Genomic DNA, 13,036 nt, shown 5'->3' with positions numbered 1-13,036 from the left:
AACGCCCGTCGAGGGCAGTGGCCGCACGCATACTTCGTACCCCGGAGGCTCAGCGACAAACCCACCACTCAGTTGCTGGGACATGACTGGAGGGGGTGGTGGCCTTAGTCGTCGAAATGGTTTGCCGGTGCCGTGGTGGTGCCGTTGGGTTCGGCGACGATGTTCCCGGCGAGGTCGTGGAGTTTTTGGTTCCGATTCTGGGATGCCTGGTGAAGGAACGCGAAAGCTTCATTCTGGGTGCAGTTGTTCTCGGCCATGATGATCCCGGTCGATAGATCAATGACCGTGCGGCGACGCATGGCGGCTTTGAGGTCTTCGGTGAGCAGATCAGCCGTGGCGATCCGCAGCGCCAGCCGCAACGCCTGGCCAGCCATGTCCGCGAAGACCATGGCCTCGTTCACGACTTCCTTGGTGAAGGTTCCCGCCTCGGGGGCGAAGAAATTCAGGGCCGCTGAGGCGTCGTTGCCCAGCTCCAGTGGTGCCGCGAGGACACTGCGCGCACCGGCCTCAGCGATAGTGCTGGTGTACTTGGGCCACGGATTATCGGCGCTGGTGTCCGCCACCACCACTGGCTGGCCGGTTTGGAGTGCTTCCAGGACTGGGCCGTCGCCCAGGCTCTGTTCGACGCCGTCCCAGAGGATCGCCTCGTCGCTGCTCCCGGCCAGGGTCACGGCCCGCTTCCGGCGCCAAAGGGTGACCGCGCATTCGATCCTGATCTGCGTGGCGCGGCTTAAAGTCGTAGCCGCGCAGCGAGTCATTCCGTCCAGAAAGGACTTGACGTCATCGGTTCCAGCGATGAGTTGGTGAAGTCGCTGGAAGTCTTCGTTCTGCTCCTCAGTGTCCACATCCAGCATTGTAGAAGCGGGTATTTACAGGGGCAAGACGGATGAGGGGCCCTTTTTTGGGCCGGGATTTCTGCTTCAGTTCGGGGCGCTGATTTCCTCGACGGCGGCCTCCAAAGCCAGCTCGTCGGAGGCGCTGAAAGGTGCCAACCCGTGGACATAGGCGTCCAAATCCAGCACGTCGGCGTTGCCGCCCATGCTCCAGAACGAGACCCAGAGATCGTTGACCGTCGTGCTGGTTGTGTCCAGCACGGCAAGCGCGACCCGACGCGCTTCCTCCACAACGCCCATGCTAGGAACTGCTTCCCCGTCAAAGCAAGAGAAACCGCACTTCAACACCAATTGCCAGCACAAGAGCGCGCTATTAAGAAGCATGATGCTGAGCTGCTCACGCGTTTTGAGGACGCGTGACCGCGTACCTGGACATCGAGGACGCGCTCCAGCTTGTTGACCGGTACGGCTTCCATATCCGCGATGTCGGTTTGCTGGCCTCGGCTTTGGCTAGGCCCGCGACAACCGTCATGGGCGCCGAAGCATACCCGGACCCTGCGTTGAAGGCGGCTGCCTTGTTGGATTAGGTCGGGTGGGCAGAACCCGCCGCTGGGTCACCTGGGACGAATGCATAATGGCGACGAATTGTTCGTCGGTCAGGGGCCGGATCGCCTCCGAGTTCGTGGCTCGACCTCGGAGGGCGTGGGCATGGTGATACTAATGGCTATCATGTGTGCCGGTAACGTCGCCGGCTCTCATCGGACCCAGTCGGCGATCTGATCTCCCGGGCGGATCGCCATTGCATCAAATTTCTAACCTGAAATCATTGGACGCCTCAGCGCGTAGGCATCGGCGCAGGGGTCGATGCCGGGAGCGCGGCGAGGTTCCGGTAGAGATCCGAGTCGCGCGTGGTGTGCCCGCGGTTGTCAGTGACGTAGACCTCGAACGTGAAGGTGCTGTCGTCGTGGTCGAGCGTGAATTCGATAGTGGGGTCCCTTACGGATATTGTCCCTTGCGAGACGATTCGGCCGTATTTCTGCTCCGGGACACTGAGATCCGTGCCGTGCTGCGCGGGGTCACGGATGAAGTATCGAACCGTGTACGGCGCCGGCGGCAGGTGCCGCAAGGTTGGGAAGAAGGTGAAGTCCCTCGTGCCGGTCGTCGGGTAGACCTTCGCATGCCACTGGTAGCCGGAGACTCCGGGAGTGAGCGCGTCGTCGAGGTCGCGGATGCCCGTGCGGTTCGTTTGGGGGTCGGCGCTGCTGCGGGTGTGGCTTAGGGCTTTGGTGGCGGGTCCGAGTCCGACGCCGAGGCTTAGACCGAGCCCAATCGAGACCACCGGGAGGAGGATCGCCCACAAGCGCGCGCGGCGCTGCAGGCCAGTCCGGACGGCCTGCCGGTGTATCGATAGCGTGTAGGGCACGGCGCCGGTGGGGATAGCTCTCGAGTACGGACTATAGCCCGCGCGGGCCCAGGCCTCAATGTACGCAGCACGCGGCGGGAGTGAAGCTTCAGTGCCTCCGACCGGGTTCCAGTAGGCAAGGAATGGCAGCGGCAGATCCCTCAGCCGGTCGTATGGGTCCTTGGTGGTGAAGGTCGGCACCATGCGGTAGCGAACTCCCCCGCCGGCAGCGTACTGGTGAAGGTAGGCGTGGAAGTCTTCAAGGTGTGTGCGGTCGACCTTGATCTGGACTATGAATGCCCTCGTCACGATCGCCTCAAACCGTGTGAGCGTGACCCACTCTCCGGCATGCCAAAGCAGGAGGGCACCCGAGATAGCTGAGATTATTGATCCCGCCATGATGAGCGCCTCGACCCAAAACGGGATGATCGTGCTGTCACTATCGTTGACAAGGATCGAACCGGCGACCGCTGCCACCGCGATCACCACAAGGGCCGCACCGAGGGCCGCGCCTGCCCAGCGTGGCATTCGGATTGCACGAATCTGGGCTGGCAGATCCTCCTCGCGGAAGTGATCACTGGAATTCGGAACGAACATCGCTACCTCCAACATCCAACGGGAAAGGCCCTGAGGACGATGCTTCCATAAGCCGCCCCAGCTGGGTGGTGGATTGACGAATCTTGTGCAATTCTTCGACAAAACCTTGCAATGTCCTTCGGTGCATATGCCCCGGCTCCCGTACCGACGGCGGACTCCTCGCCAAGAGTCGGGAAGTGGGATGTTGGCGGGAAGTCTCAACACCGACTTCTGCGCGGGCTGCGCCTGGGGTTTTGCGAGTTGGCTGACCATAATGTCACCGGTGACTGCTGGAGGCATTGTGCCTGGCCGGGCTGGTCATGTCGTGCGCTGCCGGACCTGCAATGGACGGTGGGAGAACGACCAGCGGAGGGGAGGGAAGCCGATGCACTTTGTGCCAAGATTTTCGTTCGGAAACCAGTTCCCGAACGTTTCGGCGCGGGTGATTCGGATCGCGACGGCGGCCCGCTCGGCTTTGCTTCCATTAAGTGTGGGGCCTTGCCGGAAGGCAAATAAGAGGGTGTGGACACTGTCCACACTTTGCCTGTCGGACTGGGGCGTACATCGGTCGGATCGGGCCGGATTCGGCATGATTCCCGGAAATCCCAGCGTTCCCAAGGCCTGGAATCACCTTCGAGTCCCACCGCGGGCACGGCATACCCCCTCGTCAGAGGGGGCTTTTGCTTTAACGTGTTGACATATCTTGTGGTCAGTCCCACTGACACGGGCCCCGGGGGGTGCCTGGCGCCGCGGCTCGCCTGTGAAGCTATCCTGAAGATTCTTCATGACCGGTTCAGTGCTGCTTCTTGATCGTCCGGCGCATCGTATTTGTCCGGTCAAAGCGTGTGTGGACATTGTGCACACTCCACTCTGCTTTTTGGTGGGATGGGCCGGTTCCGGTTTTCTTGCTCACACAGGTGCATTGGAGCCCGTCATTCACAACGACATGACGGGCCCGTCTCGGATCGGGCCAGCCACGGGAACCCCTGGCATATCAATGTCTCTGGGGCGCTACGTTATGGCTGGCAAGCCCTCCCCAAGGCGTCGAGCGGTGAACGCCTTCGGTGGGTGCTTCTTGAGGGCGAACCGAAGCGTGGTATGTGTGCAGATCAGGGTTGCATCCGAGCCATTCAGGAAGTCGATGGACGCTCCGATGTTAACGAGGACGACGGCGGGAGTTATCCTCCCGCCGTCGTGAGTCGTTCGGCTTGCCGCCTCGCATCGTTGGCGCGGCGCTCAGCCTTCAAGCTTGGAATGCTCGCCCAGACGGTGCCATGAACGGTTGTGGTAGACCAGAGCGTCGCCGGGTTCGCCCGGGTGGACGTCACGCATGACGCGGGACTCCAGGGCGTGAACGGCGATGATTGTGGAGGTCCCCACCTCCATGCGATTGATCACGGCGCACCGCACCCAGGCGCGGACATCGTCATACACCGCTTCGCCGGTGGCAAGGGCCGACCAGCGGTGCGTCTGGTCAAAGCGGTCGGCGCCGGGGGTCGCTCCAAACTTCGCCAAGTCGACGTCGTGTGCGTCCAGCAGGTGCACGACAACGGTTTCGGCGCGCGAAAGCACCTCGGACGCAGAGGACAGTGCCGAGACCGAGAAAATCAGCAACGGAGGTTCCGCACTCACTGACACGACCGACGATACCGTCAGTGCCACCGGTCCTTCGCCCGCATCTGCCGTGATGACGGCGACACCTCCCGGATGGCCACGGAACAGTGCCTTGAATTCGTCGGCAGAGAGGGAGGACGGGAAGGTTTGCTTCGGAGCCCCGAGCCACGTGTCTGTGGGATAGGCGTGAAACATCGTTATGACACCCTGGGGGCGGAGCGGGCGAGTTCCTCGCGAATGATGTTCGTCCCTGCGCTGAGAGCACTCAGCTTGGCCAGTGCGACGTCCCGGGGGAACGGTGCCATGCCGCAGTTGGAGCTGGCGATGAGCTTGTCCGCATCGACGAACTGCAGGGCCTTGCGGAGGGTGTTGGCGACGTCCTCCGGGGTCTCGATGGTCTCGCTTGCGACGTCGATTGCCCCGAGCATGACTTTCTTGCCGCGGAGGAGCTCGATGAGGTCCATGGGCACGTGGGAGTTCTGGGATTCCAGCGAGATGATGTCGATGCTGGAGCTCTGCAGCAGCGGGAACGTTTCCTCGTACTGCCGCCATTGTGAGCCGAGCGTCGCCTTCCAGTCAGTATTCGCCTTGATGCCGTAGCCGTAGCAGATATGCACGGCGGTCTCCGCGCGCAGTCCTTCTGCCGCTCTCTCAAGCGCAGCCACGCCCCAGTCCTTGACCTCATCGAGGAAGACATTGAATGCGGGCTCGTCGAACTGGATGATGTCCACGCCGGCCGCCTCTAGTTCTTTCGCCTCCTGGTTCAGGATCGTGGCGAACTCCCAGGCCAGCTTCTCGCGGCTCTTGTAGTGGTCATCGTAGAGCGTGTCCACCATGGTCATTGGGCCGGGAAGAGTCCATTTGATCGGCCGGTCGGTGGTTGCGCGGAGGAACTTTGCGTCTTCGACGAATACCGGCTGCTCGCGGCGCACCGCTCCGACGACGGTCGGCACGCTGGCGTCGTAGCGATCGCGGATGCGCACGGTCTTGCGCTGTTCAAAGTCGACCCCGCTGAGGTGTTCGATGAAGGTGGTGACGAAGTGCTGGCGGGTTTGCTCGCCGTCGCTGACGATGTCGATGCCGCGTCGGCTCTGCTCGTGGATGGCGATGCGCAGAGCATCCTGCTTGCCCTCGAGCAGCGCATTTCCCTCCAGTTTCCACGGGGACCAAAGAGTCTCAGGCTGTGCGAGCCACGATGGTTTGGGCAGGCTTCCGACAACGGTGGTGGGCAAAAGTGTGTTCATGATTGACGATTCTCCGTGGGTCAGTTGACGAGAGCGGGGTATTTGGCGGTCCACTGGTCCAACAGGTCCTTGTGGGGCGTGATGAAGTGTTCCTCCGTGTACTTCGCCTGCTTGACCGCGAGCTGACTGCGTTCTACGCGGTCGTAAGCGATCTGGGTCCGCGAGTAATCCTGCTCTCCCAGGCTCGGCTGGTAGACGTGGGCGGCGGCGGAGTTCGCGTTGTAGATCTCCGGGCGGTAGATCTTCTGGAACGTCTCCATGGTGCTGATTGTGCCGATGAGCTGCAGGTTGGAGTAGTCGTTGAGCAGGTCGCCGCGGAAATAGAAGGCGAGCGGCGCGACGCTTCCGCGTGGCATGAAGTAGCGGACCTGCAGCCCCATCTTGGCGAAGTACGCGTCCGTCAGCGAGAACTCGTCCTGCTGGTACTCGACGCCCAGGACCGGGTGACGGTTCTCCGTTCGCCGGTACGTCTTGCTTGTGGAGACGCTGATGCAGACCACTGGCGGCTGCGGGAAGCGTTCCTGGCATGCCGGGGAATCGAGGAATTGCTGGAACAGTTTGCCGTGAAGATCGCCAAAGTCCCCGGGAACGGTGGGCTTGCCTGAGTCCCCTGCTGCCGCTGGCAGTACGATGCTGAAGTCGAAGTCACGGACGTAGGAGGAGAAGTTGTTCCCAACGATCCCTTGGTGGCGGACCCCGTTCAGCTGGTCGATGATCTGGATGTCGAGAACTTCGAACAGCGGGAACTGCTGATCCGTACCGTCTGCAGTGAACTCTATCTGCACAGAGACGATCTCAAGCTCGAGCGTGTAACGGTCCCGGTCCGGGTTGTCCCAGCTTGCGAGATCGTTGAAGCGGCGCCGAATCATGGTCAAGGCGTTGCGGAGGTTCTCCTGGCGGTGCTCGCCCCGTGCCAGGTTGGCGAAATTCGTCGTGATCCGTGAGCCTTCCGACGGGGAGTAGTCCTCGTCGAAGGGGGTGGTAGTGATGCTGAAGGTGAAGTCGTCTGCCATGTGCTGCCAATCCGTTGATGGGCCGGAGACGGCCTTTCAGAAGGTGATGTATCCATGGTGCAGCCTTCCGTGGGGTATCAAGTAACTCGTGGTTACTATGCGTTCATATAGAATTTTCCTATGCCCCAGATTTCGAGCGGATTGACCCTGCAGCAGCTGCGCTATTTCATAGAAGTTGCAGCTGAGGGGTCGATCTCCGCGGCTGCCGATCTTCTCTACGTAGCGCAGCCGACAATGTCCGCAGCAATGAAGGATCTTGAGGCCCGGGTGGGCCGTGAGCTCCTGGTTCGCTCCGCCCGCGGGGTCACCCTGACCGCCGACGGGGCAGAGTTCCTCGGTTACGCGAGGCAGGTCGTCGAGCAGTTCGCTCTCCTCGAGCAGCGCTACCTTGGCAGGCCACCGCGGCGACGTCTGCTCGGGGTGTCGACGCAGCACTACTCGTTCGCGGTGGACGCTTTCGTCCGGATGGTCAAGGCCACTGATGTGGCCGAATACGAGTTCTCGCTGCGTGAGTCCCGTACCTGGGACATCATCGAGGATGTCCGGACGCTCCGCAGCGAGATAGGCATCCTCTACCGGAACGATTTCAACCGGAAGGTCATCGACAAGCTGCTCCGGGAATCCGGGCTCGGGTTCACTCCGCTTTTCCTCGCCGATCCGCACATTTTCATTTCACGGAACAACCCGCTCGCCGCAAAAGGGCGTGCGACTCTCGATGATCTCGCCGGCTTGCCGCGGCTAACCTTCGATCAAGGTGCGAACAACTCCTTTTACTTCGCCGAGGAGATTCTCTCCACCATGTCCAGCAAGCAGGAGATCCGGGTCTCTGACCGTGCCACGATCTTCAACCTCATGATCGGGCTCCACGGCTACACGATCTCGACGGGCATCATCAGCGGGCAGCTCGACCCGGAGATCGTCGCCATCCCGCTCGACGTTGACGAACGCATCGAGATCGGCTGGGTCGGCCACGCCGCGATTCCGCTTACCGACCAAGCGCAGCACTACCTCAGGGAATTGCGGGCCGTCGTCGCTGAGTTCGGCGTAGCGCTACTCGACTGACTGCAGTTGAGCGGGCGGGTCTTTACCCCTTCGGTGGCTTGGACGTGAGCGTTGCAGCCGAGCGGGTTGCTGGTGTCGTACACGCCCGCCGCTGACGTTGGCATGGCCGGGGCAGACGCCAGCAAGGAAACCGGCCTGTTCCAGGTGGTGACGATCCAGCCAAGGGACATCTGGGCCTGAAACGCTGTGTCAGCGCTGCCCGCCTCATTCTCGAGTCCGGCAGGCACGCGCCCAGGACGCCTAAAGGGCCACGGTCCGGAACCCGCAGTTGCCGCTGGAGGATTCGGGAGTGTTCGACGTACGTGCCGCAACGCGGTACCGGTTGCAGTAGGAATCGTGACAGAGGTAGGAGCCACCACGCATCACGCGTCCCGCCCCGATTGAGGGGCCTTGGGGGTTATCGGTTGGTGAGTTGCGGTAGTACTTGGGCAGGAACCAGTCCGAGCACCATTCCCAGACATTTCCCGCTACTTCGTAGAGGCCGTATGCGTTGGGTGGGAAAGACTTTATCGGCGCCGTTCCCAGATAGCCGTCGTCGGAAGTGTTCCTTTGGGGGAACGTACCTTGCCAGATGTTGCAGCGGTGTTCGCCGTTGGGTGTCAGTTCGTTGCCCCACGCGTAACGCATGCCTTCCAGGCCGCCCCGGGCAGCGTACTCCCACTCCGCCTCGGTTGGCAGTCGCCGTCCAGCCCAGTCGCAGTAGGCAAGGGCATCGGTGTGCGATACGTGGACGACGGGATGATCCGGAATGTCCTCCCACTGCGAGTCCGGGCCAGTGGGATGGGCCCACTCGGCGCCGCGGATGTTCAGCCACCAGGGTGCTCCCGCAGCGACGCCGAGGACGTCGTCTGCCTTGGCGGTGGAGATCAAGTGGAAGACAGCGGATGAGCCAAAGACCTCCGCTTCGGTACGATAGCCGGTCTCTTCCACGAAGGCGGCAAACATCTTGTTGGTGACCGTGGTTGCGTCAATAGTGAATGAGTCGAGGCGCACTTGGTGGGCGGGTGATTCCCCGTCACGGGGATATCCTTCCCCGAAAGCATCCCCCATGGTGTACGTTCCTCCGGGAATGGAGATGTCCTCGTGGGTTGGTTTCAAGAACCCTGTCGATGGCGAATCTGTCTGAGCTTGCTGCCGCGTTCCACCCGGCTTCCGAGTCGGCGCACAGCAGCTCTTGCCATGGGCCGTGTTGGAATCACTCAAGGACAGAGGTATCACTTTTCTCTCCTCAGGTCCCGTTGCCGTATCAAGGCTTCCAGCCGGACTTCCGTTGCTTCAAGCCACGCCATCAGACTGTTGACCATGTAGAGGCCCCTCTCACTTTGCAGTCTGACAAGTTCCTCGCGCCAGTACCGCTCGTCGTCGTCCTCCTCCGGGGCGAAGTCTTCTTCTGCGAGGGCGCTGGCAAAGAGGTGATTTTGACGGTGCTCGCGGCGGAAACGCAACTCGGTGCGGACAAGCTCCAGAGCTTTTTCCGGGCTCTGAGTTCCCGCGAATCTAAGCCGTACCTGGAAATCGGGGTCCAGGGGCCGGATGGGCGGCTCATAGGGTGAGTCAATCCATTCCTGCAGCTTCCGGCGGCCTTCGTCTCTGATCTCGTATAGCTTGGCGTCCGGTCCGGATTCGCGGGGATCCGGCACCGGGATAGCCCATTCGCGATCCACGAGTTTGCCGAGTTGGCGGTAGATCTGGGAGGTTTGGGCACTGTAGCCAACGTACGGACCGTGGCGGTCAAGCCATTTGCGCACGTCGTATCCGGTACGCGCGCTGGTGCTAAGCAGGCTCAGCAGGATCACCTCGAGCCTGCCCAGTGACGCACCGGTTTCGGCACGGGACCGCTTTAGTGTCGGTACTTTTTCGACAGGTACAGTCACCAATTGTCTTACTCCTCCGCCATGACCGTTGCAGCAAACCGCTTCCGCATTGCTTCTCGATCTTCCTCGCTTATCGGCACCTGCGCGTGCCAGGAGACGTGTGTCGCCGAGTTGCCCGGGTTCAAACGTTCCTCGAGATGCTTCGCGAGGTGGCTCCGCCCGGTGTTACGCAGATGCCGCATATAGTCTTTGGGCTGATTGTAGAGGGTAGGGCCCACCTGAAGGGCTCCCTGCATGGGGTCCGGAAGCGCTCCTGGGGTTCCCGCATAGAAACCGAGCCACTCCATAAGGTTGGACCGCATCTGCGTGGCGAGGGCCGGGTCTGCGTCGATCAGGTTGTTGGTGAGGTAGGGATCTTCGGTGACGTTGAACAGTGACTCGAGTTCGGCGCGAAAGCAGCCTGGGTGGTACGTGCGGATGTACAGGTGGTCGCGGGTTCGGACGGCCCGCTGGTATGTGTGCGCACCGTGCCCCCAGACGAGATAGGGGCGCGATTGGATGGCTTCTCCGCGTACGGCTGGAGCGTAGGACGCGCCCTGCCACTTTTCGGGCTGTTGCAGCCCCAGCAGGTCAAGGATGGTCGGGGCGTAATCAATGTTGTAGAGCAGTGCGTCATTGTGGGTCGCCGCTACGGCGGGCTGGTCAGTGACGCCCGGCCAGTGAATGATCATGGGGAGGCGATGCACGGGTTCGGACGCCAGACCATGTTCGGCGTAGAGGCCGAGTTCGCCGAAGGATTCGCCATGGTCTGAGGAGACGATAATCGCGACGTCCTCGGCCAGTCCCATCTCCTCGATGGACCGGCGAAGCCGGCCGAACTCGGAATCCCAGAAGTGGATTGCCCCGTCATAGCCGTTGATGAGGTGTTCGAAGTCGGCCCGGGTACGGATCTCGTCCGGCATGTTGTGGGGTACACGTGACTTACGGGGTCCCCCGGAATAGTGGAGGTCAAGGGCACTTCGTGCGCCATAAACCTCGGCGTGCCCATCAATGGCTTTCTGGTCTGGCCAAGCGGGGGCCGGGCCGGACTCTGCGGCTTTCCGTGTCCACGATTCGTCCTGCAGGTAGTCGGTGTGCGGATCCCAGTAGGTGACATGGAGGTACCAGTTATCTAGGTCGCGGTGCTTGCCGATCCACTCCAGGGCAGCATCGGTGATCATGTCTGCCGGTTCGTCGCCCATATCGGGGGTGACTTGAATATTTTCCCGGAAGTTGCCCATGAAGTAGTAAGCCCGGTGCCGTTCGGCGAACGATGAGACTGCGGCGCAGGTGTAACCGGCCATGTTCAGCGCCTGGCCGAGAAGTGGCCGGTGAGGGTGAGGGGCGTGGCCGGCGTCAAGGCGGAACCGGGCGTCATCGCCGAAGTGTCCGATGACCCCGTTTGTGATCCCATGCTGACCGCTGGTTAACGCTGTCCTGGAGGGCAGGCACGGCGAGTCGGAGCAGTAGTACCGGTCGAAGATCACGCTGCTTTTGGCCATCTCGTCCAAGTTGGGCGTGATGTTTCTGGCGTAGCCGTAGGCGCCGGTGTGGTCGGGGCGGAGCGAGTCCACGTCCACGTAGATGATCTTCATCGATCCATTCCTGTCTGCTGGTTGCCGCTAAAGCCGGGAGGTCGCTGTGTGGGTGGGGACATCCCGCTGATGTCATCCTTTATAGCACTAGTGGAAAAGCTTGAACAGGTATTTCACCATAAACAAGGGACAGCACTATTTCACAAGTTGACTAGCAAAGGTCTTGTGCTGTGGCTCACAGTGTGTCATTCTCGAATTACTGCTCAATGCTGAGCGGCAGGTACTGCGGCGAAAACGGCTGGGTACCTCCACAGCTGAAAGGACGTAATGATGCGTTTTAAGAAGGCCGCCGTTGCAGCCGCGATCGCCGCCGGTCTCGCGCTGGCTGGATGCGGCGGCGGTGGGACCGGTGGTGCGGCGAAATCTTCGCCCAGCCTTGTTCTTGGCAACATCACCCCTCCGGCAACGTTTGAGGCGCGGAACATCAACTGGGGCAACCAGTCAGTGTATTTCCAGGCGGTGTACGACAGCCTCCTCAAGCCTTCACCGAACGGCAAGGACGTCGAAGCGAACCTGGCCACGGAGTGGAAGTACAACGAAGACAAGACCGTCCTCACGATGAAACTGCGTGATGGCGTCACCTTCACCGACGGCACTGCTTTCACCGCGGACGTAGCAGCACAAAACCTTCTTCGCTTCCGCGATGGAACTTCCCCCCAGAAGAGCAAGGTCGTGGACTTGGCAGATGCCACCGCCAAAGACAAAAACACCCTGGAAATCAAGCTCAAGCAGGCAAACCCGGCGTTCCTGATCTACCTGGCCCAGGCGGCCGGCATGCAGGAAAGTCCTGCCGCTTTCGACAAGCCCGATGTGCAGACCAATCCGGTCGGCTCCGGACCGTACATCCTTAACTCCGGCTCGAGTGTCGTCGGGACGTCGTATAAATTCGACAAGAACCCCAAGTACTGGAATCCGGATGCGGTCAAGTACGACACCCTGACGATCAACGTCTACAACGACGCCACCTCACTGCTGAACGCGTTGCGGGGCAAGCAGTTGGACGCGTCCGCCATTAACGACGTCAGCATCATCCCCCAGGTCAAGGCCGCCGGTTTCACCGATAACGGCAGCGACTTGAATTTCGCCGGCCTGATGCTGTTTGACCGCGCAGGACAAAGCAACCCAGCGCTGGGCAAAGTCGAAGTACGGCAGGCCATCAACTATGCCGTCGACCGTGACGCCTTCCTCAAAGTTGTCGGCCTCGGCTTCGGAAAGGTGACCGGGCAGGTCTTCCGTGAAGACTCCCCGGCCTTCGACGGCAAGCTGAACGACACGTACAAGTTCGATCCCGCCAAGGCCAAGGAACTGCTCGCCAAGGCGGGCTACCCCAAGGGCTTTGACCTGACGATCCCCACTTCCCCGGGATTCCCGAAGCAGATGTGGCCGCTGCTGCAGCAGCAGCTCGGCGATGTAGGTATCAAGGTCTCCTACACCGACGTCGGACAGAACATCATTGCTGACCTTCAGGCCAAGAAATACGGGGTGTCCTACTTCACCCTCCAGCGCGATGCGAATGAATGGCAGCTCATCAGCTTCCTTCTGGCCCCTACAGCAACCTGGAACACCTTCAAGTACCAGGATCCCACCGTTGATGCACTGATCTCCAAGATCCGTACCGCCGAGGGCGGGGACCGTGACGCGGCCCTGAAGGAACTCAACAAGTACGTAGTTGACCAAGCCTGGTTTGCCCCCTGGTACACGCCAACGAACTTCTTCGTCACCAATGCCAAGACGAACGTTGAACTGAACCAGGGCAACGCCTGGCCCAACCTCTGGAACATCACCCCCAAGGCATAGGACCACTGCCGGGGACCGCTCCCACGGCCCCCGGCAGCCCTACCCAC

General features: G+C 61.2%; 12 protein-coding genes. 3 read left to right on the top strand and 9 right to left on the bottom strand.

Annotation, left to right across the window (positions count from 1 at the left end; genetic code table 11):
• Positions 1-104 precede the first annotated feature (104 nt).
• Both AC6I97_RS14200 and AC6I97_RS14195 read right to left on the bottom strand, forming a co-directional pair.
• On the bottom strand, positions 105-854 hold the full coding sequence (locus AC6I97_RS14200) for an ANTAR domain-containing protein (protein ID WP_497945218.1): 750 nt from the start codon (positions 852-854) through the stop codon (positions 105-107).
• A 66-nt stretch (positions 855-920) separates the two neighbouring features.
• Positions 921-1,133 (bottom strand): hypothetical protein, encoded by a 213-nt coding sequence (locus AC6I97_RS14195; protein WP_224089948.1) that lies wholly within the window; start codon positions 1,131-1,133, stop codon positions 921-923.
• A gap of 116 nt (positions 1,134-1,249) precedes the next feature.
• Here AC6I97_RS14195 and AC6I97_RS14190 point away from each other — a divergent pair, with 116 nt between their 5' ends.
• Complete coding sequence (locus AC6I97_RS14190) at positions 1,250-1,420, top strand: hypothetical protein (RefSeq protein ID WP_497945217.1); 171 nt, start codon at positions 1,250-1,252, stop codon at positions 1,418-1,420.
• Between the two features lie 248 nt (positions 1,421-1,668).
• On the opposite strand, the gene AC6I97_RS14185 is transcribed toward AC6I97_RS14190, so the two are convergent.
• The 4 genes from AC6I97_RS14185 to AC6I97_RS14170 form a co-directional block, all read right to left on the bottom strand.
• Positions 1,669-2,763, bottom strand: coding sequence for a hypothetical protein (locus AC6I97_RS14185; RefSeq protein ID WP_497945216.1), 1,095 nt, complete (start codon positions 2,761-2,763; stop codon positions 1,669-1,671).
• Between the two features lie 1,284 nt (positions 2,764-4,047).
• The gene (locus tag AC6I97_RS14180; protein ID WP_497945215.1) at positions 4,048-4,620 is read right to left on the bottom strand and encodes a flavin reductase family protein; all 573 of its coding nucleotides are present in this window, start codon (positions 4,618-4,620) and stop codon (positions 4,048-4,050) included.
• 2 nt (positions 4,621-4,622) lie between these two features.
• Entirely contained in the window at positions 4,623-5,669 is a 1,047-nt protein-coding gene (locus AC6I97_RS14175) for a methionine synthase (protein ID WP_497945214.1), read from the bottom strand.
• A gap of 20 nt (positions 5,670-5,689) precedes the next feature.
• Positions 5,690-6,682: a DUF1852 domain-containing protein gene (locus tag AC6I97_RS14170; protein ID WP_497945213.1), complete on the bottom strand. Its 993-nt coding sequence runs from the start codon at positions 6,680-6,682 to the stop codon at positions 5,690-5,692.
• Positions 6,683-6,802: 120 nt separating this feature from the next.
• Here AC6I97_RS14170 and AC6I97_RS14165 point away from each other — a divergent pair, with 120 nt between their 5' ends.
• Entirely contained in the window at positions 6,803-7,744 is a 942-nt protein-coding gene (locus tag AC6I97_RS14165) for a LysR family transcriptional regulator (protein WP_309926519.1), read from the top strand.
• Positions 7,745-7,984: 240 nt separating this feature from the next.
• On the opposite strand, the gene AC6I97_RS14160 is transcribed toward AC6I97_RS14165, so the two are convergent.
• The 3 genes from AC6I97_RS14160 to AC6I97_RS14150 are packed head-to-tail and all read right to left on the bottom strand — an operon-like array spanning position 7,985 to position 11,192.
• Entirely contained in the window at positions 7,985-8,947 is a 963-nt protein-coding gene (locus AC6I97_RS14160) for a formylglycine-generating enzyme family protein (protein ID WP_497945212.1), read from the bottom strand.
• An 11-nt stretch (positions 8,948-8,958) separates the two neighbouring features.
• The gene (locus tag AC6I97_RS14155; RefSeq protein ID WP_497945211.1) at positions 8,959-9,618 is read right to left on the bottom strand and encodes a PadR family transcriptional regulator; all 660 of its coding nucleotides are present in this window, start codon (positions 9,616-9,618) and stop codon (positions 8,959-8,961) included.
• Between the two features lie 8 nt (positions 9,619-9,626).
• Positions 9,627-11,192, bottom strand: coding sequence for a sulfatase family protein (locus tag AC6I97_RS14150; RefSeq protein ID WP_309926513.1), 1,566 nt, complete (start codon positions 11,190-11,192; stop codon positions 9,627-9,629).
• Positions 11,193-11,459: 267 nt separating this feature from the next.
• On the opposite strand from AC6I97_RS14150, the gene AC6I97_RS14145 reads away from it, so the two are divergent.
• Entirely contained in the window at positions 11,460-12,989 is a 1,530-nt protein-coding gene (locus AC6I97_RS14145; RefSeq protein ID WP_497945210.1) for an ABC transporter substrate-binding protein, read from the top strand.
• Positions 12,990-13,036: the final 47 nt, after the last annotated feature.

The organism is Arthrobacter sp. TmtSoilC48, assembly GCF_059739425.1.
This window is presented reverse-complemented; position numbering and strand designations above follow the sequence as displayed.